Here is a 26,775-nt window from a genome sequence, read left to right on the forward strand (position 1 = left end):
CGGACGTCTGTGAAAGTAGGTCATTGTCAGGCTATCTACACCCAAAACCCCCGACCGGAAAACCGGCCGGGGGTTTTGTCTTTGGTGCTCCTGTTCGTGCTCAGCCATGCGAGCCGTTCCCCAGCCGGGGAACGGCTGCACCCTTGTTCCGGTCAAGAAGTAATCGCGGACAAGGAGAATGACATGAAACCAGTGCGTTGGATGGCAGGCTGGACCGTGGCGCTTGGCATGGCGGCGGCCACCGTGTCGTGGGCCCAGCCGGTGCGGCCGGGCAAGGACATACCCATGAATCGCGCGGCCCTGCCCGCCGGGGTACAGCTATCGACCTGGGCCGAGGGCCTGGAACATCCCTGGGGATTGGCCCTGCTGCCGCAGGGTGGCGCGCTGGTGACCGAACGGCCGGGCAGGTTGCGGGTCGTGTCTTCGCGCGGCGAATTGTCCGAGCCCGTCGCGGGTACACCCAAGGTCGACGCCCGAGGGCAGGGCGGTTTGCTGGACGTGGTGCTGCATCCCGATTTCGCGCGCAACAGCCTGGTCTACCTGAGCTACGCCGAAGCGGGCGAAGGAGGCAACAGCACGGCCGTGGCCCGCGGCAAGCTGGTGCAGGATGGCGGCCAGTGGCGCTTTGCCGAGTCCCGGGTCATCTTCCGCCAGGCTCCCAAGTTTGCCAGTACGCTGCATTTCGGCTCCCGCCTGGTCTTCGCACGCGACGGTACGTTGTTCATCACGCTGGGCGAACGTTCCAGCCGGCAGACCCGCCCGGACGCACAGGGGTTGAACACGCATCATGGCAAGGTCGTCCGCGTGAGCGACGATGGCGGCGTGCCGCGCGACAATCCATTCGTCGGCGACAAACAGGCGCTGCCCGAGATCTGGTCGCTGGGCCACCGCAATCCCCAGGGCGCGGCGCTGAATCCGGCCACGGGCGAGCTCTGGCTGGTCGAACACGGCCCCCAGGGCGGCGACGAACTGAACGTCGTGCGGGCCGGCAAGAACTACGGCTGGCCTTTGTACACCTACGGCGAGGAGTACGGCGGCGGCCGCATCGGACAGGAATCGTCGCCGGCCGGCTTCGAGCCGCCCATCTACAGCTGGGTGCCGTCGGTCTCGCCCAGCGGCCTGGCGTTCTACACCAGCCAGGCCATTCCTTCGTGGACGGGCAGTGTGTTCACCGGCGCATTGAGCGGGCAGGCCCTGATACGCCTGCAGATGGAAGGAGGGAAGGTGGTACGCGAAGAACGCCTGCTGACCGATCTGGGCAGCCGGATCCGCGATGTCGTGATGGGCGCGTCGGGGGAGCTGTATCTGCTGACCGATGCCAGGCAGGGAAAGATACTGGTCCTGCGCGCCACGTAGCGGGCAGGCAGGGCGCCCGGACCGCATTGGCCGGGCGCCGGCGGGAGCCCCGTCAGCCGGGGCGGCCTGCTTATTTCAGGTGAGCGTTGACGATCTTGGTCAGCTCGAACATGTCGACGCTGGGCTTGCCGAACAGCTCCTTGAGCTTGGCATCGCCGTTGATGTTGCGCTTGGCCTTGGGATCCTGCAGCTTGTGCTTCTTGATGTATTCCCAGATCTTGCGCGTGACTTCGGTGCGCGGCAGCGGGGCCGGGCCGATGATGGCGGCCAGCGTGGCGCTGGGGGTCATGGGCTTGAGGAAAGCGGCGTTGACCTTGCGGGGAGCCTTGGTCGCGGCCTTCTTGGCCGGAGCGGCCTTTTTGGCGGCCGGGGCTTTCTTAGCCGGAGCGGCTTTCTTGGCGGGCGCGGCTTTTTTCGCCGGCGCCTTCTTGGCTGTGGCCATGCTGTACTCCTAAAAAGGGGTTCAATCGTCAGATCGTTGGCAGGGCCACACCGCAGTGCGCGAGAGGCAAACTCCAGAACTGCGGAATAACCCCGCGAGCGCAGCATATCGCCTAGCTGGGCAAAGCCACAACAAAATTCCAACAGAAACGGCGTTTCCCCGGGGTTTTAGACGGGGATGCAACGCTTGGCGGGCCGCTATGGCCGGTAGAATGGTCACATTGCCGTCTACGCCCCTGCCGGGATGTGCCCGCCGATGTTCGCATTTGTTCCGTTTGGTATCCGGTCGTCCGCCTTGTTGCTGGCTTTCGCGGCGCTGCTCGCGGGCTGTGCCGGTCCCGCTCCCGAGCGGGCGGATCCGGCGGAACCGGTCGACGGCGCCGCGGCGCTGATGCTGTCGCAATCGCCCTCGGCCGTGGGCGAGGCCCCGGCGGGATGGCGGCCCTGGATCATCCGGCACGACAAGACCAAGACCCGATACCGTGTCGCCCGCGCCAGCGTGGGCGGGCACGAGCGCGCGGTGCTGCATGCCGTGGCGGAATCCGCCGCGAGCGGGATGTGGGTGCCGCTGCACCTGCCCGCCGCGCAGGCTCCATACGTGCGCTGGTCCTGGCGCACCGACGCGATGATCGAGCGGGCCGACAGCGCCCGCCCCGAGGCCGAGGACGCGCCGGCCCGCCTGGTGCTGGCCTTCGATGGCGACTGGCGCAAGCTGCCGCTGCGCGATCAGATGCTGGCCGAGACCGCGCGCATGCTGCTGGGGCGCGAGGTGCCCTACGCCACCCTGATCTACACCTGGGATGCGGGCAAGCCGGTGGGCGCCAACCTGGCCAATGCCCACACCTCGCGCATCCGCCTGAAGGTGGTCGAGTCCGGCCCCGAGCGTACGGGCCGCTGGCTGGACTACGAGCGCAACTATGTGCAGGACTACATCGAGTTGTTCGGAGAGGAGCCCGGCACGCTGATCGGCGTGGGGGTCATGACCGACTCGGACAACACCCGGGGTTATGCCGAAAGCTGGTATGGAGACATTCAGCTTTGGACACCAAGTCGTACCGCGCTGGGGGAACTCCCGGACGGACCGGTTATCGATTGACATTCGGGCCGCAAAGCGGCCGCAGGACCGGAGAGCAGGAATGGATGCTGGGGTGGCGTTGCGTTCGCCGCTGGAAGCCATACGCAAGTTTCACGATGATCTGACGCTGCTGCGGCGCGACCTGCACGCGCATCCCGAGCTAGGATTCGAAGAGGTGCGCACTTCGGGCATCGTCGCCAAGGCGCTGGAGCTGCTGGGCGTGGAGGTGCACCGGGACATAGGCAAGACCGGCCTGGTCGGTATCATCCACGGCCGGCGCTGCGACAGCGGCCGCATGATCGGCCTGCGGGCCGACATGGACGCGCTGCCGATGGCCGAGGACAACGCCTTCGCGCACCGTTCCAGCAAGCCGGGCCTGATGCACGGCTGCGGCCACGACGGCCATACCGCCATCCTGCTGGGCGCGGCCCGCTACCTGTCCAGGACGCGCAACTTCGACGGCACCGCGGTACTGATCTTCCAGCCGGCAGAGGAAGGGCTGGGCGGCGCCCGCGCGATGATGGACGATGGGCTGTTCGACACCTATCCTTGTAACGAAATCTACGCGCTCCACAACTGGCCGGGGCTGCCAGCCGGCAAGGTCGGCATCAATCCCGGGCCGATGATGGCCGCCTCCGACCGCTTCGAGATCGTCATCGAAGGCAAGGGCGGCCATGGCGCGCACCCCTACCAGACGATCGATCCGGTCGTGGTGGCGGGCCAGATCATCACCGCGACGCAGTCCATCGTCTCGCGCAACGTCAATCCGCTGGATTCCGCGGTGGTGTCCATCTGTTCGGTGCAGGCCGGCCATCCCGGCGCGATGAGCGTGATCCCGCGCGAGGCGCGCCTGGTGGGCACGGTGCGGACCTTCCGCCGCACGGTACAGGAGATGGTCGAGACGCGGCTGCGGGACCTGTCCTCGTCGATCGCGGCCGCGTTCGGGGCCACGGCCACGCTCAAGTACGACCGCATCTATCCGGCCACCATCAACACGCCGCGCGAAGCCAACTTCGTGGCCGACGTGGCGACCGCGATGCTGGGCAAGGAGAACGTCATCCGCGACCTGACGCCGTCGATGGGCGCCGAGGACTTCTCGTTCATGCTGCAGGGACGGCCGGGCGCCTATTTCCGGCTGGGGCAGGGCGGCGCGGAACAGGGCTGCTTCCTGCACAGCAGCAAGTACGATTTCAACGACGCGGTGATCCCCCTGGGCGCGGGCATCATGGCCTCGCTGGTCGAGCGCAGCATGCCGGTGGTGGACTGAACTCGCCCGAGGGGGCGGGTTTGCACCAGCCTTGCTTCCAATTGCTTTAGAAATAAAATTTGTAAATCTAAAGCAAGATGGGAGGATGACATGGCGAATGGAGAACGCACGGCGGCGCACGCCGGTACCGGCGGCCTGGACCGGCGGGATTTCCTGCGCGGCGCGATGGTGGCGGCGGTGGCCGGAACCGGTATCGCCGCCGCGGGCCAGGCGCGGGCCCAGGTGGGAAATAAGGAGGCGTCGGGCCGGGAATTCCTGATCTCCGGGGGCCATGTACTGTCGATGGACCGGAGCGTGGGCGACCTGCCCGAGGGAGACGTCCACGTGCGCGATGGCGCCATCGTCGCGGTGGGCCGCAAGCTATCCGTGCCCGGCGCGCAGGTCATCGACGCGCGCGGAATGATCGTCATGCCCGGCTTCGTCGATGCCCACTCCCACCTCTGGAATGCCTTCCTGCGCGGCTCGGTGCGGGGCGACGATCCCCTGCGCGGCTATTTCCCCACGACCAATCGCGCCGCGCCGCTGTGCACGCCGGACGATGCCTTCCATTCGGTCCGCTTCGGGCTGATGCAGGAACTGTTATCGGGCGTGACCTGCCTGAACAATTTCTCGCACAACACGCGGTCCGTCGCGCATGCCGACGCCGAGATCCGCGCCGCGCTGGACGTGGGGGCCCGCACCCGCTTCTCGTACGGCACGCCCGGCCGGGGCGAGCGGCTGGACCTGGCCGGCGTCAAGGCGACGCTGGCGAACTGGGGCCGTGCCGATCCGAGGCTCAGGCTGGGCGTGAACCTGCAATTGCCGTCGCCGGCCGTGCTGAAGGCCGGCGGCAGCGACGAGACCTTCGTCGGCGAAGTCCGGGCGTCGCGGGAGCTGGGGCTGCCGATCTCGCTGCATTACGGCGACACGGCGCACGGGCTCGTGGGGCTGATGGATCGCAGCAACCTGCTGGGTCCGGACATCCTGATGATCCACACCCAGGGCTACACGGCCGCCGAGCGCGAGCTGATGGTGAAGAAGCAGGTGCAGTTCAGCATGTCGCCGGCCATCGAGATCCCGTATTCGACGGTGCGCAACGGCTACATCCAGTTCGCGGAGCTGGAGGCGCTGGGGGCCAGCCTGAGCCTGTCGGTCGATGCGTCCAGCGCGTTGGCGACGGGCGATTTCTTCACCGTCATGCGGGCGCTGCTGTGGGCCCACAAGCAGCGCGCCGACGTGGACCGCAAGCTCGAACCGCGCCGCATCGTCGAAATCGCCACGCTGGGCGGTGCGAAGGCGCTGGGCATGGACGACGCCATCGGTTCGCTGTCGGCCGGGAAGCAGGCCGACATCATCCTGGTCCGCAAGAACGACATCAACATGGCCCCGGTAATCGACCCGTACTACTCGCTGGTCTATTCGGGCATGCCCGCGAACGTCGATACCGTGATCGTGGGGGGACGCGTGCTGCTGCGGGGCGGGCGGCACGCGACGCTGGACGTCCAGGAGGTCGCGGACCTGGCCGCACGGGCCGGGAGCCGGATGCACGAGCGGCTCGAGGGCATCATCTCGAACCGGAAAGAGAACCTGGGCGACCTGAACCGGAAAGGATGAGCGGGAGCGCGCGCGGCCGCAGGGGTTGGCGCCCGGCCGCGTTCGGGCCGTAAAATGAGGGCAGCCGGGCCGGCGCGGGTGCGGCGTACGCGCCAGCGCCGGCCGATCCTCCGATACGCCCTTGGCCGCATCCATGACCCTTTCCACGCTTACCATCACCCGCCCCGACGACTGGCACCTGCACCTGCGCGACGGCGAGGCGCTCGAGGCCGTCGCCGCCCATTCCGCGCGCCAGTTCGCCCGCGCCATCATCATGCCCAACCTGAAGCCGCCGGTCACGACCACGGTCCAGGCGCTGGCATATCGGGACCGCATCCTGGCGGCGCTCGGCAAGCGCGGCATCGGGCCGGAGGCGTTCACGCCCCTGATGACGCTGTACCTGACCGACAATACGGCGCCCGAGGAAATCCAGCGCGCCCGCGAGTCCGGCGCGATCCATGCGGTCAAGCTGTATCCGGCCGGTGCGACGACGAACTCGGATGCCGGCGTGACGGACCTGCTGGGCCGCTGCGCCAAGGTGCTCGAAACCATGGAGAAGGTCGGCATGCCGCTGCTGACCCACGGCGAGGCCACCGACCCCGCCATCGACGTGTTCGACCGCGAACAGGTCTTCATCGACCGGGTCATGATTCCGCTGCGCCGCGCCTTCCCGGCCCTGAAGGTGGTGTTCGAGCACATCACCACGGCCGATGCCGCGCAGTACGTGCGCGATGCCGAGGGCCCCATCGCGGCCACCCTGACGCCCCAGCATCTGCTGTACAACCGCAATGCCCTGTTCCAGGGCGGCATGCGCCCGCACTGGTACTGCCTGCCGGTGCTCAAGCGCGAGACGCATCGCCAGGCCCTGGTCGAAGTCGCCACCAGCGGCAATCCGCGCTTCTTCCTGGGCACCGACAGCGCGCCGCACGCGCGCGGCCTGAAAGAGCACGCCTGCGGCTGCGCGGGCTGCTTTACGGGGCTGCATGCCATGGAGCTGTACGCCAAGGCCTTCGACGACGCCGGCAAGCTGGATGCGCTGGAAGGCTTCGCCAGCTTCCACGGACCCGATTTCTACGGCCTGCCGCGCAATACCGGCACGCTGACGCTGGTGCGCGAGTCTTTCCGCATTCCCGACGAACTGTCGTTCGGCCAGCAGACCATCGTGCCGCTGGCCAGCGGGGAGACCTTGCCGTGGCGGGTCTCGATCTGACCCACATCGACTGGGGCCAGCCCTGGTTCGCCGGCATCGCCAACCGGGGCGAGCTGTTGGCGTCCACGGGCGACGAGCCCCTGTGCGACAGCCTGAACCGGCTGCTTGCGGCGGGCGAGGGCGGCCACGGCGCGCGCGGGCGCATGCGGACGGCCTCGGGCAAGCCGCTGCTGTTCGCGCCCCAGTCCGACCTGCCCGAGGGCCGGGCCTACGAGGCGCACATCCACCAGACCGGCCGCATTCCCACGCGGGACAACCTGCACGATCTCTTCAACGGGCTGATGTGGTTCGCCTTTCCGCAGACGAAGGCGCGGCTGAACGCGATGCAGGCGCGCGCGCTGAAGAAGGCGTCCGCGGCCGAGGGCCGGGGGCCTTTGCGGGATGCCGTGACGATTTTCGACGAGAACGGGCTGGTGCTGGCCTGCTCCAGCGACGAGCTGGCCCAGGCCCTGCGCCGCTTCGACTGGCGCGCGCTGTTCGTCGAGCGCCGCACCGCGACGCTGATGCAGACCGAACCCTGGGCCGTCGGCCACGGGCTGCTGGAAAAACTTGTGCGGCCGTACAAGGCCATTACCGCGCATACGCTGATCGTGCCTGTCGACGACTCGTATTTCCGGGCGTCGCCCCAGCAGCGGCGGACCACCATCGACCGGCTGGTGGCCGACTGGCTGGACAACTGGCCTTTCTTCACCGCGCGAGACCTGTGCCCGCTGCCGGTGCTGGGCCTGCCCGGCTGGTGGCCCGACAACACGGCGCCGGGGTTCTACGACGATACCGAGGTTTTCCGCCCGGGCCGCACCCGTCAGCGGTAAAATAGACGCGCAGAGCAGATCAGGCAGTCGCGGTGCCTTCGGGCATCGAGGAAGGTCCGGACTCCACAGGACAGGATGGCGGCTAACGGCCGTCCGGCGATCGCCAGGGCGCAAGCCCGGGCGCGAAGCCGAGGAACAGGGCCACAGAGACGAGTCTGCGGCGAGGGCGGACGATGTCCGCACCGGTACGGCCACTCCGTACCGTTCGCATGGGCAACCGTGCGAGTCGCGGCAGGGTGAAACGCGGCAACCTCCATCCGGAGCAACACCAAATAGGCATGCGCGCGGCTTCGGCCGTACAGGGCGGTCCGCCCGAGCATGCGGGTAGGTGGCTAGAGCCGTCCGGCAACGGCCGGCCCAGAGGAATGACTGCCCGCGGGCGACGCCCGTGTACAGAATCCGGCCTATCGATCTGCTTTGCCTTGATTCGCAGGCGCCTTCCCGTGTGCGGAAGGGCTCTGGACCGGGGTGCCGGCTTTCATGCCGGCAGCAAGAAAAGGGACCATCTCGCGCAGCGCCCGGTCGAATTCCTGACCGTTGCAGGCGCCGTCGGAAAGCGCTTCCAGCCGGCCGCTGTTGGCGAGCACGTATTGATAAGTGCCCAGCACGAAGATGAAGCGCCAGGAGACCTGCTCGCGCTCGAGTTCCGGGAGGCTGGCGGCCAGCGCCTGAACGAAGCGGCGCGACGATGCGTCGTAAAGCGTTCTGCGGAGTTTGTCGCCGAAGCTGCTGCCGTCCAGTTGCAAGTGCGCCTGCATGCGGAGGAAGTTGCGTCCGCCCGGGCCGCTCATGGCCAACCGAACCGCCGGAACCAGGAATATCTCGATCAAGCGTTCGATCGGTATCGCCTTGCCGGCGTGGGCTGCTTCTTCGTCGTCAAGCAAGCGCATGCGTTCATCGACCAATTGCTGGCCGTTGCGCATGTAGGCCTCGAAGAACAAGGCCTCCTTGGTCTTGAAGAAATAATGAATCATGCCCTGGTTGACCCCGGCCAGGTCGGCGACGCTGCGCAGGGAGCAGCCTTCGAAGCCGCGTTCGGCGAATAGCCGTTCCGCCGCACTCAGGATGGCGTCCCGGCCGTCGGTCTTGGGGCGGCCCGCCTTCCTGGGCATCGAGGGGGAGGCGGCGCCGGCTGCGCGAGAAATAGTGGCCATGAAGAATTCGCAATGTGCAGGCGAGTGTAGCGTGGGAGGAGTCGGCGCAGCGGTCCCGTACTTGCAGTCCGGCGGAGCCGGCTTCTATAATAGTTAGTCATTCGAATAACTAACTAATTGTGGATGCGGCGTGCCGCACCGACGGAGACTCCATGACCTTGAATTCGTTGCTTCGGCTTGGCGCCGTGTCGCTCGTTGCCGCTGTTTTCCCCGGGGCCGGACTGGCCCAGTACCCCGAGCGTCCGGTGCACATGGTGGTGCCCTACCCGCCGGGAGGCGGGACCGACAATATTGCCCGGTTATTGGCGGACAGGCTGGCGCAGCAAATGGGCAGGCCGTTCGTGGTGGACAACCGCCCGGGCGCCAATGGCAACATCGGTGCCGATGCGGTGGCCAGGGCGCCGGCCGATGGCTACACCCTGCTGCTGGCCGGCATGGGGCCACTGGCGGTGAACCCGGGCCTGTACAAGCGGATGCCCTATGACCCGGCGAAGGCCTTCGCTCCCATCGCGGTGGTGTCGTCGGCCCCGCTGGTGCTGGTGGCCGGACCTTCGGCCCCCGCCGGCGACCTGCGCCAGTTCGTCCGCATCATGCGCGAACGTCCCGACAGCCTGACCATCGCCAATGCGGGCGAAGGTTCGCCCCATCACATCTGCGCCGGCCTGTTCGTGAAGGCGGCGGGCGCATCGGTCATCCATGTTCCGTACAAAGGCGCCGCGCCAGCCGTTACCGATCTGCTGGGCGGCAGTGTGCAAGCCCTGTGCGAGAACGTCGGAACCATCAGCCCCTATCTGAAAGAGCGCAAGCTGCGTCCGCTGGCCGTTTCCACCCAACGCCGCACGGCGCTGCTGCCGGACGTGCCGACCTTCGAGGAGGGAGGCCTGCCGGGCATCGACTTTTCGCTGTGGTTCATGCTGGTGGCGCCGGCGGGTACGCCTTCCGAGGTGGTGGCGCGCCTGAACCGCGAGGTGAACGCGGTCCTGGCGCAGCCCGATGCCATCGCACGCCTGCGCGATCTCGCCAACGAGCCCGTGGGCGGGACTGTACAGGCGGCGGCCGATTTCCTGCGGAAGGAAACGGAACGCTGGCCCGGCCTGGTCAAGTCCATCGGCTTGAACCAGCAATAAGTCCATCGCCGCCAAGAGCCTGACCCATGCGCTACATCGATTTATCCGTATCCATAGAGAACGGCCTGCCGGTCGACCGGCCCGGCAATGGCCCGCACATCCGCTATCAACACCATCGGGAGACCTTCGCGGCGCTGGCGCAGCCGTTCGCCGGGCTGGCGCCCGAGGACCTGCCCGATGGCGAGGCCTGGGCGGTCGAGCGTATCGACCTGTCCACCCACAACGGTACGCACATGGATGCGCCCTGGCATTACGCATCCACGATGGACGGCGGCCGGCCTGCCGCCACCATCGACGAGGTCCCGCTGGAATGGTGCCATCGCCCCGGCGTGAAGCTCGACCTGCGCCATCTGCCCGATGGCCATGTGGCGACCGCGCGCGATCTGGAGGCCGAGTTGCGCCGCATCGGCCATGAACTTCAGCCGCTGGACATCGTGCTGGTGAACACCGCGGCCGCCGCTCGCTACGGGCAACCCGACTACCTGGACGCCGGTTGCGGCGTGGGCCGGGAAGCCACGCTCTACCTGACCTCGCGCGGCGTGCGGGTGGTGGGCACCGACGCCTGGTCCTGGGACGCTCCTTTTTCTTACACGGCTCGGCGCTACGCCGCCACCGGCGACGCCTCCCTGATCTGGGAGGGCCACAAGGCCGGGCGCATTCAAGGTTATTACCAGATGGAAAAACTGACCAATCTGGACCGGCTGCCGTCCACCGGCTTCCAGATCATATGCTTTCCCGTGAAAATCCACAAGGCGTCCGCCGGGTGGGTACGCGCTGTCGCGGTGCTGCCATGAGCGGTTCCGCCTCCCGGGCCGCGCTGCTCGGCACCTGGTACCTGCGCGAAGCCTATGCGGTCGGCCCGCAGGGGCAGCGCCTGTTCGACGTGTATGGCCCGCGGCCTTCCGGCATCATCCAATATGGCGCCGACGGGCGCATGATGGCCCTGATCACGCATGACGGCCGCCAGCGCATTTCCGGCCTCGACCGGCAGGACGCCACCGAGCGCGAAAGCGCCGCGGCCTACCGGTCATCCATAGGCTATGCGGGCAGCTACGGCTTCGAAGACGGCTGGATCGTCCACCGCATCGACGTCTCCACTTATCCCAACTGGGTCGGCGCCCGCTTGCGCCGCGAAGTCAGGCTGTTCGACGGCGTCGTGGAATTGCTTACCGCGCCCCAACCGCAGAATGGCGTCGAGACCGTCATCAAGCTGGTCTGGCAGCGCGAGCCCATCGGGCTCGATGCCGAGCCCGCCCCCGCTTCTTCATCCTTCGCCGATTCCACGACATGAGCAAAGCTCCCCGCAAGGTCATCATCACCTGTGCCGTCACGGGTGCCATCCACACGCCCACGATGTCCGACGCCTTGCCCTACAAGGCCGAGGACATCGCGCGGCAGGCCATCGAAGCGGCCGAGGCGGGCGCCGCCGTGCTGCACCTGCATGCCCGCCATCCGCAGACCGGCGCGGTTTCGATCGACCAGGAGCATTTCAGGGCCTTTCTTCCCGTCATCCATGCTTCCACCGATGCCGTGGTCAACCTTTCCACCGGCGGCAGCCTGACCAATACGGTGGCCGAGCGGACCGCCCCGGCGCTGCGCTTCTCGCCCGAGATGTGTTCGCTCAACATGGGCAGCATGAACTTTGCCATGCACCCGCTGGCCCAGCGCTACAAGACGTGGAAGTTCGATTGGGAAGAGCCCTATCTGCGCGAGTCCGACGGCTACATTTTCCGCAACACCTTCCGCGACATCGCGCAGGCCGCCCATGCCCTGGAGCCGCACGGCATCAAGTTCGAGCACGAGTGCTATGACGTGGGCCAGCTCTACAACCTCAAGTTCTGCATGGACACCGGTCTTTTCAAGGCGCCGGTCTTCATCCAGTTCGTGCTGGGCATTCTGGGAGGGATCGGGGCCGACCTGGACAATCTCGCGTTCATGAAGCGCACCGCCGACAAATTGTTCGGCAAGGACTACCAGTGGTCGGTGCTTGGCGCCGGCGCCAGCCAGATGAACCTGGCCGTCGCGGCGGCCGCCATGGGCGGGCACGTGCGGGTGGGCCTGGAGGATTCGCTGTTCATCACCCGCGGCAAGCTGGCTGCGTCCAATGCCCAGCAGGTGCGCAAGGTGCGGGCGCTGCTGGAGGACCTGGGACACGAGATCGCCACGCCCGACGAGGCGCGGGCTATCCTGGCGCTCAAGGGGCGGGAGCGGGTCGCTTTCAGCTGAGGGGCACCTCGGCCGCATGTGTCGACGGTAGAATACCCGGGCTCAGCAACCGGGTGATCTGCTGGGTCTTCCCTAGGCCCTACATGACCGCGACACTGCCCACCCCCTCGGATCTCGCTTTCGAACTGGCCCCCGTCGGCCTGCTGGTGACGCGCGACCGCGTCATCGAGCGCTGCAACCGGGCATTCGCGGGCATGTTCGGATACAGCCGACAGCAACTGGTGGGCCAGACCACGGAAATGCTGTATCCCTCTCATTCCGAGTACGAGGACATCGGCGCGCGCGGCGTGCGCAGCATGCTGGCCGAGGGCATCCACCGCGACGAGCGCATCATGGTCCATCGCAACGGCGAACTGTTCTGGTGCGCGGTGTCCGGGCAGCCGGTGGATCCGGCCCAGCCCTATGCCTGCGCCATCTGGGTGTTCGAGGACCTGCGTCCGGTGCGCGCGGTCCGCATGGCGCTGACTCCGCGCGAGCGGGAGATCTCGGCCCAGATCCTGGCCGGCCGGACCAGCAAGCAGATCGCCAAGGACCTCGCGCTGAGCCCGCGCACGGTCGAGACCTATCGCCTGCGCCTGATGCGCAAGCTCGAGGCCCGGACCGTGGGCGAACTCATCTCCCGCCTGCTGGGCCTGCCCTAGCCCCGCCCCTTATACCGGGATGCGGATGGGGAAGGGCGGCGGGGACGGGACGTGCGGCGCCACGATGCGGTTGCGCAGCGTGCCCAGCCCGCTGACCTCCAGTTCCAGCACGTCGCCGTCCTTCAGGAAGCGCCCCAGTTCGTTGCCGCAGCCGCCGCCCACGGTGCCCGATCCCAGGACTTCGCCCGCATACAGGGTCTCGTCGGACGACACGTAGGCCAGGATGTCCAGGAAGGTATGGTGCATGTCCCGGGAGTTGCCGCGCGACCATTCCTCGCCGTTGACCCGGGTGACCATGGTCAGCGCCTGCGGATCGGCGATCTCGTCGGCGGTGACCAGCCAGGGGCCCATGGCGTTGCCGGTGTCGAAGTCCTTGCCCTTGGCCGGGCCCAGGCCGCCCTGCATCTCGGTGTACTGGGCGTCGCGCGCCGAGAAGTCGTTGAAGATGGTGTAGCCGAAGATGTGGGATGAGGCCTCGGCCACGGGGATGTTCTTGCCCCCCCGCGAGGTGACCATGCCGATCTCCAGTTCGTAGTCGATGACCTGCGAATACGCCGGCCAGTGCACGTCGGCGCCGTCGCCCACCACGCTGAAGGGATTGCCCTTGTAGTAGATGGGGCGCTCGTACCAGACGCGGGGCAGCTCGACCGAGGCCGGGTCCAGCCGCTGCGTGCCGATGCCGAACAGGTGGCGGTTGGCGCGCGATTGCCGGAAGTGCGTCTCGAAACACAGGCAGTCGCGCAGGCGGCGTGGCTGGGGCAGCGGCGCCAGGCGGGCCACGGCCGGCACCGGGTGGGTGGCCGTAGGGCGCTCCACCAGGCGGCGCGCATGCTCGAGCGCCGCCGGCCCGGCATCGATCAGGTCCAGCATGCTGCGGAAATAGGGCGCGGCGTCGGCTGCCGTGAAGTCCGAGATCGTGGTTTCGCCGGGCAACAGCGCGCCGATGTGCGCCGCGCCGCCGGGGGCGAGGAAGGTGGTCAGTTTCATGAGTGATTTCCGTCGCAGTGGTCGTGTCCGCAGGCGTGCGGCTTGCGGGCGAAATGGCGTTTTCCCATCAGCGCCAGCATGTCCATGACGTTGGGGGCCGGGAGCGCGCCGCCCGAGATTTCGCGGTAGCAGGCGTAGACATTGACGCATAGCCGTTCGTCCTCGCCCCAGTTCGCCCAGCGGTCCATCGAAATGGCGTCCACCGCCTGCTCGAAGGACATGCCCGCCTCAAGGCAGCGGCGAGACTCGGCCAGCAGGTAGATCAGATAGTCGCGGAACTCGCGCACGCCATCCTTGTCCGTGATCGGGCCGTGGCCGGGCACAATGGTCTCGACGTCCCAACCCAGCATCAGGTCGCAAGCGGCGATCCAGTTCGAGACCGGGCCGGTCCAGATGGCCGGATGGGCGCCCACGAACATGATGTCGCCGGTGAAGACGGTGCGGTCCTGCGGTACGTAGACCAGTACGTCGCCGCGCGTATGGGCCGGGCCGACTTCGATGAGCTGGACTTCCTTGTCGCCGACCTTGAGGTCCATGCGGTGGTCGAAGGTTTCGGTGGGCAGCGTCAGGCGGATGCCGCTGAAGTCGAATCGCGACCCGATCACCTCTTGCCAGAATTTGCCGGCCATGCCCATGCCCGGCCAGTCCTTCTGCCATCCGGCGTACTGTTCGGGCGGGCGGTGCTTCATGTCCTCCACGCAGCCATTGGACGCGATGATGCGCGATCCTTCCAGCAACTGGTTGCCGAAGGTGTGGTCGCCGTTGCCGTGGGTGTTGACCAGGGCGCCGATCCGCTTCGCGGCGGGCACGGCGTCGCGCATGCTGGCCAGCATCTCGGAGGTCATGGGCAGGTCGAACAGGGTGTCGACCAGCAGCGATTCGCCACCGTCGGAAATCAGCCCGGCGTTGGACCAGCCCCAGCTTCCGTCGGGAACGAGGTAGGCGTGCAGACCGTTGCCCAGGTCGTGCAAGCCCTTGGTGAAGCGCCATTTGGCGGTCGAGGTCGTCATGTCGTCTCCTTCTGGTTGTCCAGCGTTCTATAGGTATCCACGGGTGGCGGCTCAATCGAGCCGGATGTTGGCATTGCGGATGACCGCGCCCCATTTGTCGTAGTCGCGCCGCACGATGTCGCGCAGTTCGGCAGGCGTCGATCCTACCGGCTCCAGGCTGGCGGCGGCCAGGCGCTCGCGCACGTCGGGCATGGCCAGCACGCGGGCGACGTCGGCGCTGATCCTGTCGACCACCTCGGGCGGCGTGCCCGCGGTGGCGAACAAGCCGTGCCAGGCGTCGGCCACGTAGCCGGGCACGGTCTCGCCCACGGTCGGCACGTCGGGGATGTTCTCGCTGCGCCTGGCCAGCGTCACCGCCAGCGGCCGGACCTTGCCGTCCCGCGCCGCGGCCACGCCGTTGGTGTAGGGCTCCATGGCCAGGTCGATCTGCCCGCTCAGCAGCGCCAGCACCTTGTTCGTGTTCATGGGGACGTGCAGCATGCGGGTGCCGGTCATGCTGGTCAGCAGTTCCATCACGATGTGGTTGCCCGAGCCGTTGCCGGCGGACCCATAGGTGAGCTTGCCGGGATGCTTCTTCGCATAGGCGACCATCTCGGCGACGTTGTTGACGCCCAGGTCGCTGCGGGCCAGCAGCACGTAGCCCAGGTTGACCATGAGCGAGACCGGCGCGAAGCTCTTGAAGGCGTCGTAGCCCAGCTTGCCGTACAGGTGGGGATTGGCGCACAGCACCGAGTTGACCGTGTAGAGCAGGGTGTAGCCGTCCGGCTGGGCCTGGGCGACCGCGGTCGCGCCGATGGCGCCGCCCGCGCCCGGACGGTTCTCGACGATCAGCGGCTGTCCCCAGATGTCGCCCAGCTTCTGGCCGACGATGCGCATGACCACGTCGGGCGAGGTGCCGGGGGCGAACGGGATGATGACTTTCACCGGCCGGGTGGGGAAGTTCTTCTCCGATCCGAGGGCGGGCCAGGAGGCGGCCAGCGCCAGGGCCAGCGCGGCGCGGCCGAACAAGCGTGCAACGGGGGTCTTCATGTCGTCTCCTTGGGGGGGGCTGGCTCGTGGTCGCCGCCGGCAAGCGCGGCCTTGAGCTCGGTTTTCAGAACCTTGCCGTAATGGTTCTTGGGCAGTGCAGCGACGAAGCGGTAGCGCTTGGGCCGCTTGAAGCGCGCGATCCGGTCCAGGCACAGGCCATCGAGCGCGGCCGGATCCGGCGCCGCGCCGTCCCGGGGCACGACGAAGGCCACGACCTCCTCGCCCCATTCCGGGTCGGGCGCGCCGACCACCGCGACCTCGGCCACGCCGGGATGGGCCAGCAGCACTTCCTCGATCTCGCGCGGGTAGATGTTGGAGCCGCCCGAGATGATGACGTCCTTGGAGCGGTCCTTCAGCGTCAGGAAGCCTTCCGCGTCCAGCGCGCCCACGTCGCCGGTCCACAGCCAGCCGCCGCGCAGCGCCCGGGCGCTGGCCTCGGGATCGCGCCAGTAGCCGGCCATGACCACGTCGCCGCGCACCTGCACCTCGCCGATCTCGCCGTCGGGCAGCGGCTGGCCGTGCTCGTCGGCCACGCGCATCTCCACCTGCGACTGGGCGTAGCCCACCGAGGCCAGGCGCGCCAGCCAGCGCGGGTGTCCGCGATCGGCCAACTGCTGGCGCGGCAGCGCCGTGATCGTCATGGGCGATTCGCCCTGGCCGTAGATCTGGACGAAACGGTCGCCCATCACGGCCAGCCCGCGCCGGATGTCCTCTACGTACATGGGGCCGCCGCCGTAGACGATGGTCTTGAAACCCGACGGGTCGGCATCGGCCGTCTCGACGTGGCCCACCAGCCGTTTGACCATGGTGGGGGCGGCGAACATCGATAGCCGGCCCACGCCCGATGCCAGGCCGACCAGCTCCGCCGGGTCGAAGCCGCCGGACTCCGGCACCACGTGACGCGCCGCGGCGGCCATGTGAGGCAGGCTGTACAGCCCCGCGCCGTGGGACATGGGCGCGGCGTAGACGGCGGCATCGCCGGCGTCCACCGGATCGACGTCCGAGAAATAACAGGCCGTCATGGCCAGCAGCATGCGGTTCGTCTGCATGACGCCCTTGGGCCGTCCGGTGGTGCCCGAGGTGTAGAACAGCCAGGCGAGATCTTCGGGCCGGCGCGCAGCGGGCGGCCCGGGCACGGCGCCCAGCAGGTCCCGATAGCCGGCGGTGCCGGTCTCGAACACATGGCGGACCGCCGGCGTCTCGCTCAGCAGGGGCAGCAGGCCGGCGCCCAGTTCCGGGCTGGTGAACAGCGCGCCGGCCCGGGCATGTTCCAGGATGAACAGGGCCTCGCGCGGATGCAGCTTGGCGTTGATGGGCACGACGACCAGCCCGGCCCACCAGGCGCCGTACATGGCCTCCAGGTACTCCGGGCAATTGGCCATGAACAGCGCCACCCGGTCGCCGGGCAGGAGGCCGCGGCCGCGCAGGCCCCCGGCGACGGCCGCCGCGCGGGCGGCCAGGCCGCGGTAGTCGAGCAGCCGCGAGGCCCCGTGGTACAGGGCCGGACGATCGCCGTGGGTGCGCGCGGCGCGGACCAGCAATTGGACGACATTCATCGGAAGCGGGTCCTAGGCTGCGCGTTCCAGCACGCTGACGTAGTTGGCGACGACCGAGCCGCCCATGTTGAAGACGCCGGCCAGTCCGGCGCCGGGCACCTGGATGTCCCCGGCCTCGCCGCACAGTTGCATGGCCGCCATGACGTGCATGGACACGCCCGTGGCGCCGACCGGATGGCCCTTGGCCTTGAGGCCGCCCGATGGATTGACGGGCAGCGCGCCGCCCGGGGCCACCGTGCCGTCGTCGACGCAGCGCCCGCCCTGGCCGGCCTCGGCCAGCCCCATGGCTTCGTAGCTGAGCAGCTCGGCGATGGTGAAGCAGTCGTGGACTTCGGCCAGGTCGAGATCGCGGATGCCGACCCCGGCTTCGTCCAGCGCGCGCCGCCACGCCCGCCGGGGGCCTTCGAAGGCGACCGGGTCGCGCCGCGACATGGGCAGGAAGTCGTTGACCTGGACGGCCGAGCGGAAACGCACCGCGCGGCGGAAGTCGCGCGCCAGCGGAGCGGCGGCCAGCACCAGCGCGGCGGCGCCGTCGGCGACGGTGGAGCAGTCGGTCTTGCGCAGCGGCGCGGCGATGATGGGATTGCGCTCGGACACCGTGTTGCAGAAATCGAAGCCCAGGTCGCGGCGCAGATGGGCGAGCGGGTTGCGGGCGCCGTTGGCGTGGTTCTTGGCGGCGATGCGCGCCAGCGTCGCGCCGTGGTCGCCGTGGCGGGCAAAGTACTCCCGGGCGATCAGGGCGAAGATGCCGGGAAAGGTCAGGCCGCGCGCGCCTTCCTCGCGGTGGTGGCTGGCGCGGGCCAGCGCCGCGGTCACGGCCGGGCCGTCGGCGGCGGTCATCTTCTCGGCCCCCACCACCAGGGCGATGCGGACCCGGCCCGAGCCGATCGCGTCCAGCGCGGCATGGATGGCGGCCGAGCCGGAGGCGCAGGCGTTTTCCAGGCGCACGGTGGGGGTGAAGCGGAAGTCGTCGTCGGCGCCGAAGGGCAGGGACGACGGGAAGCCGTCGGGCACCATGCCGGCGTTGAAGTGGGACACGAATACCGCATCCACGTCGCGCGCCCGCAGTCCGGCGTCGGCCAGCGCCAGGCGAGTGGATTCGACCATCAGCCCCTCGAGGTCGAAATGGTCCAGGCGGCCGAACGGGGTATGGCCCCATCCCACGATGCAGGGGGTTTCCATGGCGTCTCCTTGGTGGCGCCGGTCCCGGCGGGACGGCGCGTTCGTTATGGAGGCCATTATTTCCAGCCGCGCAGGCCGGGCCTAGTCGTAGGAATACGCTAGTGGCGCACCCGGCCGAGCGGTCCGGCAGTCGCCGGACCCGCGTGGCGCCTGGGCGGGGGGCAGTGTTTTGTTACCTTGTCGCCCCATTTATGTCACTTCCCCGGTTTTTCTTCAGACGACACCTTCACTTCAAATGCCAATGTACTGATTTCATAGAACATTTCGCAATGTGAAGCTTCGAGGAAGTGCGCCTAAGTCCTTGTTACTAATGAAGAAACCGTGATCGGGCGGCTTGACCCCGCGTAATCGCTCATTTAGAGTGGGAAATAGTAGAATTTTGTGCAAAAAAGTGGGGTGAAAAGCCGTGTTTCAGGGCAGCAGCGCGCTGACGCTCGATGCGAAGGGCAGGGTGTCCATCCCTACCCGGCATCGTGACGCGCTGATGATGCAGGCCGAAGGCCGGCTGACCCTGACCCGGCACCCCGACGGATGTCTTCTGATCTACCCCCGTCCCATCTGGGAGGTGAAGCGCGAGCAGATCGCCGCATTTCCGATGCAGGCGCGCGCGCTGCAGCGGTTGCTGCTGGGCAATGCCCAGGATGTCGAGCTCGATAGCGCGGGCCGCATCCTGGTCGCTCCCGAGCTGCGCACCGCCGCCGCCCTGACGCGCGAGGTGATGCTGCTCGGCCTGGGCGCTCACTTCGAGCTGTGGGACGCTGCCGTTTTGGCCCAGCGCGAGCAGGAGATGCTGGCGCAGGGCATGCCCGAAGTCCTGAACCAGTTTTCTTTCTGACGCCGTGACGACCCCATTCCTGCATCGGCCCGTCCTGCTCGAGCCGACGATAGACGCGTTGGCCGTACCCGCCGACGGCGTTGACGCCGGGGTATGGGTCGATGCCACTTTCGGCCGGGGCGGCCACACGCGGGAACTGCTCGCGCGGCTCGGGCCCGAGGCCAGGCTGGTGGTGTTCGACAAGGATCCGCAGGCCATCGCGGTGGCTCGCGAACTGGCCGGGCAGGACCGCCGGGTGACGGTGGTCCACGAAGGGTTCGGCGGGCTGGCCGAGGAAATGTCCCGGCTGGGGATCGCCAGCATCAGCGGCCTGATGATGGACCTGGGTATTTCGTCTCCGCAGATCGACGACGCCGAGCGTGGATTTTCCTTCATGCGCGATGGCCCGCTCGACATGCGGATGGATACGACACGCGGCGAAACCGCCGCGCAATGGCTCGCCCATGCGAGCATCGATGACATGCGGGAGGTCATAGCACGCTATGGTGAAGAACGGTTTGCTTTCCAGATTGCAAAGGCGATTGCAGCTGGCCGCGAGAAACGGCCTGTCACGACCACAGGCGAGCTTGCCGACATCGTGGCTGGTGCAGTCCGCACGAGGGAGAAGGGCCAGCATCCAGCGACCCGCACCTTTCAGGCTCTACGGATTCACCTCAATCAGGAGCTTGAAGAGCTCCCGCGTGCGCTAGCCGCGGCGCTCGACCTGTTGGCCCCGGGCGCCCGGCTGGCGGTGATCAGCTTCCATTCGCTGGAAGACCGCATCGTCAAGCAGTTCATCGCCGCTGCGGCCAGGCCTGGCGCGGAAACCGCGCGCCTGCCCCTGCGCGAGAGCGAGCGGCCGCAGCCGGTGCTGGCCTCGATCGGCCGGATCCTGCCCACCGAGGCCGAGGTTGCCGCCAACCCCCGCGCCCGTTCGGCGGTGCTGCGGGTGGCCGAGCGCACCCGGACGGCCCTGCCGGCCGAAGGCGGCAGGGCCTTCGTCAAGATGCCCGAAGCGCCCGCCGCCAGGCGGCGCCCGCCGGCCCGGACGCGCACTCCGCGCGCCCATTCTTTCGCCAGTGCATAGGAGGCCGGCATGGGGCGCCTGCTCTTCGTCCTGACGGTGGCCCTGATCGGGTGCGCACTGTCCCTGGTCAGCAGCCAATACAAGGCGCGCAGCCTGTTCGTCGAACTGGAGCGCGCCCAGGCCGTGGCGCGCGACCTGGACGTGGACTGGCGCCGGCTGCAGCTCGAGCAGACCGACCATGCCAAGCACGCGCTGATCGATAACGTGGCCCGCAGCACGCTCAAGATGGAGCCGGTCACGCCCGCGCGCACCATCTATCTGGCGCAATCGCGCGACGCGCAGAGCGGTCCGGCCCTGCTGCCCTATGGTCCGCCGGGCGTGCCCCTGCCGGCCAAGCCGAAAGCGGGAGGTGCGCGATGAAGCGCCGCGTCCGTTTCTCGTCCGAGAATCCTGTCCTGAACCTGAAGCTGCCGGCGTGGCGGTCGCGTTTCGTGCTGTTCATGCTGTTCGCCGGTTTCACGGCGCTGGCCGTCCGCGCGCTGTACCTGCAGGGGCTGTCGAACGAATTCCTGCAAAAGCAGGGCGAGTCCCGCTACGCCCGTACGCTGGTGCTGCCGGCTTCCCGCGGCAAGATCACCGACCGCAACGGGGTCGTGGTGGCGTCCAGCGTGCCGGCCCGCGCCGTCTGGGCCATTCCCGAGGACGTCAAGGCGCCTCCGGGCGCGCTGGCCGAACTGGCCAAGCTGCTGGAGATTCCCCTGCGCGACCTGCAGCGCAAGCTGGCCAACGAAGACAAGACCTTCGTCTACCTGAAGCGGCAGGTGCCGGTGGACGTGGCCGAGAAAGTGGCGGCGCTGGGTCTGGACGGCATCCACCAGCAGCGCGAGACGCTGCGCTACTACCCCGAGGGCGAGGTGCTCGGCCATGTGCTGGGTTTCACCAACGTCGAGGACCGCGGGCAGGAAGGCATCGAGCTGGCCTACAATTCCCAGTTGGCTGGCCGTGCGGGCAGCCGCCGGGTCATCAAGGACCGCCTGGGCAGGGTGGTCGAGGACGTGCAGGCGGTACGCGCGCCCGCCAACGGTCACGACCTGACCCTGTCCATCGATACCCGGGTGCAGTACCTAGTGTTTTCGCAGTTGCAAGAAGCCGTCGAGCGCCACAAGGCCAAGGGGGGCGCCGCCATCGTGGTGGATACCCGCACCGGGGAGATCCTCGCCCTGGCGAACATGCCCACCTACAATCCCAACCACCGCGAGACCCTGACCGGCGCCCGCCTGCGCAACCGCGCGCTGACCGACACCTTCGAGCCGGGCTCGACCATCAAGCCGTTCTCGATCGCGCTGGCGCTGGACCTGGGCCGGGTGCAGCCCTCGACCGTGGTCGATACCGGCGGCGGCCGCATGAATTTCTACGGGCGCACCATTTCGGACACCCACGGCTATGGCAAGCTGGACGTGGCCGGCGTGGTCCAGAAGTCCAGCAACATCGGCACCACCCTGATCTCCCAGCGCATCGAGAACAAGGAGATGTGGGAGAAGTACACGGAACTCGGCCTGGGCCAGGCGCCCAAGCTCGACTTCCCCGGCGCGGTGGCGGGCCGCCTGCGCCCCTATGACAAATGGAAGCCCATCGAGAAGGCGACCATGTCCTACGGCTACGGCCTGTCGGTGTCGCTGGTACAGATGGCGCACGCCTACACCGCGTTCGCGCGCGACGGCGATACCGTGCCCCTGACCTTCCTGAAGACCGAGCGCCCGCCCGCCGGCACCCGCATCTATTCCTCGAAGACCGCGCGCACCATGCGCCAGATGCTCGAGGCGGTGGTGGGCCCGGGCGGCACGGCCTCGCAGGCGCAGGTCATGGGCTATCGCGTGGCCGGCAAGACCGGCACCGCGCGCAAGATCATCAACGGCGCCTACGCAACCAAGTACGTCGCGTCGTTCTCGGGCTTCGCGCCGGTGTCGAACCCGCGCATCGTCGTCGCGGTCATGATCGACGAACCCACGGCGGGCAGCATCTATGGCGGCGCGGTGGCCGGACCGGTGTTCTCCAAGATCACCGGCGGGACGCTGCGCATGCTGGGCGTCGAACCCGACGCGCCGTTCAAGTCGCTCGTCATTCCCGAGCACCCGCTGGAGGACAGCCTGTGACGATGGCGACGTCTCCCGCCTCCATCCTGGAGTGGCTGCGCAAGCATGCCTCTCCAGGTTCGCATTTGCGCCTGGACTCCCGGGCGGTGCAGGCGGGCGACATCTTTCTGGCCTACGCGGGCGCCCGCAGCGACGGCCGCGACTTCATCGGCCAGGCGCTCGAACGCGGGGCGAGCGCGGTGGTGTTCGAGGACACCGCGGCCGACCGCACGGCCGCGCTCAAGCGCAACCTGGCCGAACGGGGCATCCCGGCGCTGCCGGCGGTGGGCCTGAAGGCCGCGCTGGGCGTCGTTGCGTCCGGCTGGTATGGCGATCCTTCGCGCGAGATGAAGGTGATCGCCGTTACCGGGACCAACGGCAAGACCTCGTGCACGCAGTGGATCGCGCGCGCGCTGACCGACGGCGGCATGCCCTGCGGCGTGATCGGCACGCTGGGCATCCAGATCCCGGGGCCGGACGGCGGCTCGCGGGCGCTGGCCACCGGCCTGACGACGCCCGACGCCGTGGCCCTGCATCGCGCCCTGGCCGACATGCGCCGCGACGGCGTCGCGGCGGTGGCGATCGAGGCGTCGTCGATCGGCATCGCCGAAGGGCGGCTGGACGGACTGCACGTCGACATCGCCGCCTTCACCAATCTGACCCGCGACCACCTGGATTACCACCCGGACATGGCCGCCTACGAGGCCGAGAAGGCGCGGCTGTTCTCGTGGCAGGGCGTGGCCGCGGCGGTCGTGAACCAGGACGACGAGGCCGGCCGGCGGCTGCTCGCCTCGCTCGAGGAAGGCGGCCGGGCCGTGGCGCTGACCGCCTACACGCTGGAGCCGGCGGCTGCCGGCGACGCCGCGCCCCGGGTGCTGCGCGCCTCCGACCTCCATGCCACCGGCAGCGGCATGGTCTTCACCCTGAACTGGCAGGCCCGCGCGGTGCAGATCGCCACGCCGCTGCTGGGCGAACACAACGTCTCCAACCTGCTGGCGATGGCCGGCGTGCTGCTCGCACTGGGATGGAGCGTGCAGCGCGTGTCGTCCGCCCTGTCGTCCGCGCAGGCGGCGGCCGGCCGGCTGCAGGCGGTGCCGGCGCCGGACCGCGCTCCCGGCGAAGGGGGGCCGCTGGTCGTGGTCGACTACGCGCACACCCCGGACGCCCTGGCGCGCGCGCTCGATGCCCTCGTGCCGGTGGCGCGCACGCGCGGCGGCCGGCGGATATGCGTATTCGGCTGCGGCGGCGACCGCGATCCCGGCAAGCGGCCGCAGATGGCCCAGGTGGCCTGCGCGCATGCCGACCTGGTCGTCGTGACCAGCGACAACCCGCGCAGCGAGCAGCCCCAGGACATCATTGACCAGATCCTCGCGGGCGTGCCCGCGGGCTGCCCCGTGCGGGTCCAGCCCGACCGCGCGCTTGCCATCCGCGAAGCCGTCCTCCAGGCCGGTCCGGACGACATCATCCTGCTGGCGGGCAAGGGCCACGAGGCCTATCAGGAAATCGCCGGTGTCCGCCATCCGTTCTCGGACATCGAGCAGGCGGCGGCCGTCCTGGCCGCCTATCGCGCCGAGCCCGCCTCCGGCGGCTTGATGACGCTGGCCGACGCGGCGCAGGCCATGCGCGGCGTGGTGCATGGCGAGGTCGGTGCCGACCGCGTGGCTTTCTCCCACGTCGGCAGCGACTCTCGCAGCGTGGCCGCCGGCGAATTGTTCTTCGCGCTGGGCGGCGAGCGTTTCGACGGCCATGCCTACGTGCGCGCCGCGCACGAGGCCGGCGCGGCGGCGGCCGTGGTGCAGCGTCCGGTCGAGGACGCCGGGATGCCGCAGGTCGTCGTGGCCGACACGCGCCGCGCCCTGGGCGACCTGGCGGCCGCCTGGCGTGGACGGTTCGCGATCCCGGTGGTGGGCGTGACCGGTAGCAACGGCAAGACCACCACCAAGGAAATGATCGCGGCCATCTTCGCCGCGCGCCACGGCGCCGACGGCCGGCTGGCGACGCAGGGCAACCTGAACAACGAGATCGGCGTGCCGCTCACGCTGATGCGGCTGCGCGATGCGCATCGCTGCGCGGTCATCGAGCTGGGCATGAACCATCCCGGCGAGATCGCCGAGCTGTCGCGCATCGCCGCTCCCACCGTGGCGCTGGTCAACAATGCCCAGCGCGAGCACCAGGAATTCATGCACACCGTCGAGGCCGTCGCGCGCGAGAACGGCGCCGTGATCCCGGCCCTGGCGGCCGACGGCGTCGCGGTGTTCCCCGGCGACGACGCCTACACGCCGGTCTGGACCGAACTGGCCGGCACGCGGCGCTGCGTGCGCTTCGGACTGTCGGGCGGCGTCGAGGTCACGGCCGACGACCTGCGGCTGGATGCCTTCGAGACCCGCTTCCTGCTGCGCACGCCCGACGGCCAGGCCGAGATCGCGCTGGCCGCGGCCGGCCTGCACAACGTGCGCAACGCGCTGGCCGCCGCCGCCTGCGCGCTGGCGGCGGGCATGGATCTGGAGGTCATCGCCCGCGGCCTGGCCGAATTCGCGCCGGTCAAGGGCCGCATGCAGCGGCACCGCCTGTCCGGCGGGGCGCTGCTGATCGACGATACCTACAACGCCAACCCCGACTCGGTGCGTGCCGCGATCGACGTGCTGGCCACGCTGCCGCGGCCGCGGGCACTGGTGCTGGGCGACATGGGCGAGGTGGGAGACCAGGGCCCGGCCATGCATGCCGAGGTCGGCGCCTATGCCAGGGAGCGCGGCATCGACGCGCTGTTCGCGCTGGGCGAGGCGACGCGCGACGCCATCCTGGCGTTCGGCGCCGGCGGCATGCACGCCGATGCGGTCGAGCAGGTGGCGCCCGCCGTGATGGCGGCCGGTCCCGCGTCGATATTGGTGAAAGGCTCGCGTTTCATGCGCATGGAGCGGGTGGTGCAGGCGTTGCAGGCCGGCCCCCCGTCGGATCATTCTTCTATTGGTAATAAGCATGCTGCTTGAACTGGCCCAGTGGTTATCCGAGGATTACCGGGCTTTCTCGGTGTTCAGCTACATCACGTTGCGCGCGGTGCTCGCGTGCGCCACGTCGCTGCTCATCGGCCTGATGGCGGGCCCTTGGGTGATCCGCAAGCTCACCGCGCTCAAGATCGGCCAGGCCGTTCGCACCTACGGTCCGGAAACCCATCTGATCAAGAGCGGCACGCCCACCATGGGCGGCGCGCTGATCCTGATCTCCATCGGCGTGTCGACGCTGCTGTGGGCCGACTGGAGCAACCGTTTCGTCTGGGTCGTGCTGCTGGTCACCTTCGGCTTCGGCTGGATAGGCTGGTCTGACGACTACCGCAAGGTCGTGCGCCGGGATCCGGAAGGAATGCCGGCACGCGAGAAATTCTTCTGGCAGACGCTGATCGGGCTGGTCGCCTCGGTCTACCTGGCCTTCGCCATTTCGGCGCCGGACGCTGGCGGCACCTGGTCGCTGTTCGTCGACTGGATCTCGGGCGGCTTCGGCTACCACCTGCCGGCGCGCGCCGACCTGATCGTGCCTTTCTTCAAAAGCGTGAGCTACCCGCTGGGCGTGATCGGCTTCATCGCGCTGACCTGGGCGGTGATCGTCGGCAGCAGCAACGCGGTCAACCTGACCGACGGCCTGGACGGCCTGGCCATCATGCCCACCGTGCTGGTGGGCACGGCGCTGGGCGTGTTCGCCTACGTCGTGGGCCGCGTCGACTATTCCAAATACCTGTTGTTCCCCTACATCCCGGGCGCCTCCGAGCTGATGGTGATCTGCGCGGCGCTGGGCGGCGCGGGGCTGGCCTTCCTGTGGTTCAACGCCTATCCGGCCCAGGTCTTCATGGGCGACGTCGGCGCGCTGGCGCTGGGCGGCGCGCTGGGCACCATGGCGGTGATCGTGCGGCAGGAGATCGTGCTGTTCATCATGGGCGGCGTGTTCGTGGTCGAGACGCTGTCGGTCATCCTGCAGGTGAGCTGGTTCAAGTACACCAAGAAACGCTACGGCCAGGGCCGGCGGATATTCAAGATGGCGCCGCTGCACCATCACTTCGAGGTCAGCGGCTGGAAGGAAACCCAGGTCGTCGTCCGGTTCTGGATCATCACCATGATGCTGGTGCTGATCGGACTGGCGACGTTGAAGTTGCGTTGAACCGTGTCGGA

General features: G+C 68.5%; 23 protein-coding genes, 1 other RNA gene and 1 pseudogene. 18 read left to right on the forward strand and 7 right to left on the reverse strand.

The window, feature by feature from the left end; genetic code table 11:
- Nucleotides 1–183: 183 nt before the first annotated feature.
- On the forward strand, nucleotides 184–1,356 hold the full coding sequence (locus EV675_RS28080; protein WP_130361984.1) for a PQQ-dependent sugar dehydrogenase: 1,173 nt from the start codon (nucleotides 184–186) through the stop codon (nucleotides 1,354–1,356).
- 70 nt (nucleotides 1,357–1,426) lie between these two features.
- On the opposite strand, the gene EV675_RS28085 is transcribed toward EV675_RS28080, so the two are convergent.
- Nucleotides 1,427–1,798: an SWIB/MDM2 domain-containing protein gene (locus EV675_RS28085; RefSeq protein ID WP_087841749.1), complete on the reverse strand. Its 372-nt coding sequence runs from the start codon at nucleotides 1,796–1,798 to the stop codon at nucleotides 1,427–1,429.
- A gap of 255 nt (nucleotides 1,799–2,053) precedes the next feature.
- Between EV675_RS28085 and EV675_RS28090 the strand changes: the two genes are divergently transcribed.
- From EV675_RS28090 to rnpB, 6 genes are all read left to right on the forward strand, one after another.
- Nucleotides 2,054–2,893: a DUF3047 domain-containing protein gene (locus tag EV675_RS28090; protein WP_165404817.1), complete on the forward strand. Its 840-nt coding sequence runs from the start codon at nucleotides 2,054–2,056 to the stop codon at nucleotides 2,891–2,893.
- Between the two features lie 52 nt (nucleotides 2,894–2,945).
- Nucleotides 2,946–4,139, forward strand: coding sequence for a M20 aminoacylase family protein (locus EV675_RS28095; protein ID WP_130362250.1), 1,194 nt, complete (start codon nucleotides 2,946–2,948; stop codon nucleotides 4,137–4,139).
- Nucleotides 4,140–4,229: 90 nt separating this feature from the next.
- Nucleotides 4,230–5,732 (forward strand): amidohydrolase family protein, encoded by a 1,503-nt coding sequence (locus EV675_RS28100; RefSeq protein WP_242621642.1) that lies wholly within the window; start codon nucleotides 4,230–4,232, stop codon nucleotides 5,730–5,732.
- A gap of 133 nt (nucleotides 5,733–5,865) precedes the next feature.
- Nucleotides 5,866–6,921 (forward strand): dihydroorotase, encoded by a 1,056-nt coding sequence (gene pyrC / locus EV675_RS28105; RefSeq protein WP_130361986.1) that lies wholly within the window; start codon nucleotides 5,866–5,868, stop codon nucleotides 6,919–6,921.
- Nucleotides 6,903–7,733, forward strand: a complete 831-nt coding sequence (locus tag EV675_RS28110) for a DUF3025 domain-containing protein (protein WP_130361987.1) — start codon at nucleotides 6,903–6,905, stop codon at nucleotides 7,731–7,733. The genes pyrC and EV675_RS28110 overlap by 19 nt, the downstream gene beginning before the upstream one ends.
- 11 nt (nucleotides 7,734–7,744) lie before the next feature.
- Nucleotides 7,745–8,156, forward strand: an RNA gene (gene rnpB / locus EV675_RS28115) — RNase P RNA component class A.
- A 119-nt stretch (nucleotides 8,157–8,275) separates the two neighbouring features.
- On the opposite strand, the pseudogene EV675_RS30325 reads toward rnpB, so the two are convergent.
- Nucleotides 8,276–8,887, reverse strand: a pseudogene (locus EV675_RS30325) (TetR/AcrR family transcriptional regulator); the annotation flags it as partial.
- Between the two features lie 152 nt (nucleotides 8,888–9,039).
- Between EV675_RS30325 and EV675_RS28125 the strand changes: the two are divergent.
- The 5 genes from EV675_RS28125 to EV675_RS28145 all read left to right on the forward strand — a co-directional run bounded on the left by EV675_RS28125 (nucleotide 9,040) and on the right by EV675_RS28145 (nucleotide 12,881).
- Entirely contained in the window at nucleotides 9,040–10,014 is a 975-nt protein-coding gene (locus EV675_RS28125) for a Bug family tripartite tricarboxylate transporter substrate binding protein (RefSeq protein WP_130361988.1), read from the forward strand.
- A 26-nt stretch (nucleotides 10,015–10,040) separates the two neighbouring features.
- Nucleotides 10,041–10,808: a cyclase family protein gene (locus EV675_RS28130; RefSeq protein WP_130361989.1), complete on the forward strand. Its 768-nt coding sequence runs from the start codon at nucleotides 10,041–10,043 to the stop codon at nucleotides 10,806–10,808.
- On the forward strand, nucleotides 10,805–11,305 hold the full coding sequence (locus tag EV675_RS28135; protein WP_165404818.1) for a lipocalin-like domain-containing protein: 501 nt from the start codon (nucleotides 10,805–10,807) through the stop codon (nucleotides 11,303–11,305). Before EV675_RS28130 ends, EV675_RS28135 begins: the two co-directional genes overlap by 4 nt.
- A complete protein-coding gene (gene kce / locus EV675_RS28140; RefSeq protein ID WP_130361991.1) occupies nucleotides 11,302–12,240 on the forward strand; it encodes a 3,5-dioxohexanoate:acetyl-CoA acetone transferase in 939 nt (312 codons plus the stop codon). The genes EV675_RS28135 and kce overlap by 4 nt, the downstream gene beginning before the upstream one ends.
- A gap of 83 nt (nucleotides 12,241–12,323) precedes the next feature.
- Nucleotides 12,324–12,881, forward strand: a complete 558-nt coding sequence (locus EV675_RS28145) for a LuxR C-terminal-related transcriptional regulator (protein ID WP_130361992.1) — start codon at nucleotides 12,324–12,326, stop codon at nucleotides 12,879–12,881.
- A 9-nt stretch (nucleotides 12,882–12,890) separates the two neighbouring features.
- Here the strand turns inward: EV675_RS28145 and EV675_RS28150 are convergent, their stop codons facing one another.
- Genes EV675_RS28150 through EV675_RS28170 form a run of 5 tightly spaced genes read right to left on the reverse strand, consistent with a single transcriptional unit; the run spans nucleotide 12,891 to nucleotide 18,645 of the window.
- Nucleotides 12,891–13,868, reverse strand: a complete 978-nt coding sequence (locus tag EV675_RS28150) for a fumarylacetoacetate hydrolase family protein (RefSeq protein WP_130361993.1) — start codon at nucleotides 13,866–13,868, stop codon at nucleotides 12,891–12,893.
- Complete coding sequence (locus EV675_RS28155; protein WP_130361994.1) at nucleotides 13,865–14,878, reverse strand: MBL fold metallo-hydrolase; 1,014 nt, start codon at nucleotides 14,876–14,878, stop codon at nucleotides 13,865–13,867. Before EV675_RS28155 ends, EV675_RS28150 begins: the two co-directional genes overlap by 4 nt.
- Nucleotides 14,879–14,929: 51 nt before the next feature.
- Nucleotides 14,930–15,907 (reverse strand): Bug family tripartite tricarboxylate transporter substrate binding protein, encoded by a 978-nt coding sequence (locus tag EV675_RS28160; protein WP_130361995.1) that lies wholly within the window; start codon nucleotides 15,905–15,907, stop codon nucleotides 14,930–14,932.
- Nucleotides 15,904–17,463 (reverse strand): class I adenylate-forming enzyme family protein, encoded by a 1,560-nt coding sequence (locus EV675_RS28165; RefSeq protein WP_130361996.1) that lies wholly within the window; start codon nucleotides 17,461–17,463, stop codon nucleotides 15,904–15,906. Before EV675_RS28165 ends, EV675_RS28160 begins: the two co-directional genes overlap by 4 nt.
- Before the next feature lie 12 nt (nucleotides 17,464–17,475).
- Complete coding sequence (locus EV675_RS28170) at nucleotides 17,476–18,645, reverse strand: acetyl-CoA acetyltransferase (RefSeq protein WP_130361997.1); 1,170 nt, start codon at nucleotides 18,643–18,645, stop codon at nucleotides 17,476–17,478.
- A gap of 406 nt (nucleotides 18,646–19,051) precedes the next feature.
- Between EV675_RS28170 and mraZ the strand changes: the two genes are divergently transcribed.
- From mraZ to mraY, 6 genes are read left to right on the forward strand one after another with little or no spacing between them, the layout of a single operon-like run.
- Nucleotides 19,052–19,480 (forward strand): division/cell wall cluster transcriptional repressor MraZ, encoded by a 429-nt coding sequence (gene mraZ, locus EV675_RS28175; protein ID WP_130361998.1) that lies wholly within the window; start codon nucleotides 19,052–19,054, stop codon nucleotides 19,478–19,480.
- A 4-nt stretch (nucleotides 19,481–19,484) separates the two neighbouring features.
- The gene (gene rsmH / locus EV675_RS28180; protein ID WP_130361999.1) at nucleotides 19,485–20,546 is read left to right on the forward strand and encodes a 16S rRNA (cytosine(1402)-N(4))-methyltransferase RsmH; all 1,062 of its coding nucleotides are present in this window, start codon (nucleotides 19,485–19,487) and stop codon (nucleotides 20,544–20,546) included.
- A 9-nt stretch (nucleotides 20,547–20,555) separates the two neighbouring features.
- On the forward strand, nucleotides 20,556–20,906 hold the full coding sequence (gene ftsL, locus EV675_RS28185; RefSeq protein ID WP_130362000.1) for a cell division protein FtsL: 351 nt from the start codon (nucleotides 20,556–20,558) through the stop codon (nucleotides 20,904–20,906).
- Nucleotides 20,903–22,639, forward strand: a complete 1,737-nt coding sequence (locus EV675_RS28190; RefSeq protein ID WP_130362001.1) for a peptidoglycan D,D-transpeptidase FtsI family protein — start codon at nucleotides 20,903–20,905, stop codon at nucleotides 22,637–22,639. Before ftsL ends, EV675_RS28190 begins: the two co-directional genes overlap by 4 nt.
- A gap of 2 nt (nucleotides 22,640–22,641) precedes the next feature.
- A complete protein-coding gene (murF, locus tag EV675_RS28195) occupies nucleotides 22,642–25,605 on the forward strand; it encodes a bifunctional UDP-N-acetylmuramoyl-L-alanyl-D-glutamate--2,6-diaminopimelate ligase MurE/UDP-N-acetylmuramoyl-tripeptide--D-alanyl-D-alanine ligase MurF (RefSeq protein WP_130362002.1) in 2,964 nt (987 codons plus the stop codon).
- Nucleotides 25,595–26,764 (forward strand): phospho-N-acetylmuramoyl-pentapeptide-transferase, encoded by a 1,170-nt coding sequence (mraY, locus tag EV675_RS28200; RefSeq protein ID WP_130362003.1) that lies wholly within the window; start codon nucleotides 25,595–25,597, stop codon nucleotides 26,762–26,764. The genes murF and mraY overlap by 11 nt, the downstream gene beginning before the upstream one ends.
- Nucleotides 26,765–26,775 lie beyond the last annotated feature (11 nt).

It is taken from the genome of Pigmentiphaga kullae (assembly GCF_004216695.1).
Classification (GTDB): Bacteria; Pseudomonadota; Gammaproteobacteria; order Burkholderiales; family Burkholderiaceae_B; genus Pigmentiphaga; species Pigmentiphaga kullae.

What these genes read in the sequence shown, in the direction of transcription:
- EV675_RS28085 (WP_087841749.1), bottom strand. Translation starts at nt 1,798, where the DNA reads ATGGCCACAGCCAAGAAGGCGCCGGCGAAAAAAGCCGCGCCCGCCAAG.
- EV675_RS28190 (WP_130362001.1), top strand. Translation starts at nt 20,903, where the DNA reads ATGAAGCGCCGCGTCCGTTTCTCGTCCGAGAATCCTGTCCTGAACCTG.
- EV675_RS28155 (WP_130361994.1), bottom strand. Translation starts at nt 14,878, where the DNA reads ATGACGACCTCGACCGCCAAATGGCGCTTCACCAAGGGCTTGCACGAC.
- EV675_RS28165 (WP_130361996.1), bottom strand. Translation starts at nt 17,463, where the DNA reads ATGAATGTCGTCCAATTGCTGGTCCGCGCCGCGCGCACCCACGGCGAT.
- kce (WP_130361991.1), top strand. Translation starts at nt 11,302, where the DNA reads ATGAGCAAAGCTCCCCGCAAGGTCATCATCACCTGTGCCGTCACGGGT.
- EV675_RS28145 (WP_130361992.1), top strand. Translation starts at nt 12,324, where the DNA reads ATGACCGCGACACTGCCCACCCCCTCGGATCTCGCTTTCGAACTGGCC.
- murF (WP_130362002.1), top strand. Translation starts at nt 22,642, where the DNA reads ATGGCGACGTCTCCCGCCTCCATCCTGGAGTGGCTGCGCAAGCATGCC.
- mraY (WP_130362003.1), top strand. Translation starts at nt 25,595, where the DNA reads ATGCTGCTTGAACTGGCCCAGTGGTTATCCGAGGATTACCGGGCTTTC.
- EV675_RS28150 (WP_130361993.1), bottom strand. Translation starts at nt 13,868, where the DNA reads ATGAAACTGACCACCTTCCTCGCCCCCGGCGGCGCGGCGCACATCGGC.
- EV675_RS28135 (WP_165404818.1), top strand. Translation starts at nt 10,805, where the DNA reads ATGAGCGGTTCCGCCTCCCGGGCCGCGCTGCTCGGCACCTGGTACCTG.
- pyrC (WP_130361986.1), top strand. Translation starts at nt 5,866, where the DNA reads ATGACCCTTTCCACGCTTACCATCACCCGCCCCGACGACTGGCACCTG.
- EV675_RS28130 (WP_130361989.1), top strand. Translation starts at nt 10,041, where the DNA reads ATGCGCTACATCGATTTATCCGTATCCATAGAGAACGGCCTGCCGGTC.
- EV675_RS28125 (WP_130361988.1), top strand. Translation starts at nt 9,040, where the DNA reads ATGACCTTGAATTCGTTGCTTCGGCTTGGCGCCGTGTCGCTCGTTGCC.
- EV675_RS28170 (WP_130361997.1), bottom strand. Translation starts at nt 18,645, where the DNA reads ATGGAAACCCCCTGCATCGTGGGATGGGGCCATACCCCGTTCGGCCGC.
- ftsL (WP_130362000.1), top strand. Translation starts at nt 20,556, where the DNA reads ATGGGGCGCCTGCTCTTCGTCCTGACGGTGGCCCTGATCGGGTGCGCA.
- EV675_RS28100 (WP_242621642.1), top strand. Translation starts at nt 4,230, where the DNA reads ATGGCGAATGGAGAACGCACGGCGGCGCACGCCGGTACCGGCGGCCTG.
- EV675_RS28090 (WP_165404817.1), top strand. Translation starts at nt 2,054, where the DNA reads ATGTTCGCATTTGTTCCGTTTGGTATCCGGTCGTCCGCCTTGTTGCTG.
- EV675_RS28080 (WP_130361984.1), top strand. Translation starts at nt 184, where the DNA reads ATGAAACCAGTGCGTTGGATGGCAGGCTGGACCGTGGCGCTTGGCATG.
- EV675_RS28160 (WP_130361995.1), bottom strand. Translation starts at nt 15,907, where the DNA reads ATGAAGACCCCCGTTGCACGCTTGTTCGGCCGCGCCGCGCTGGCCCTG.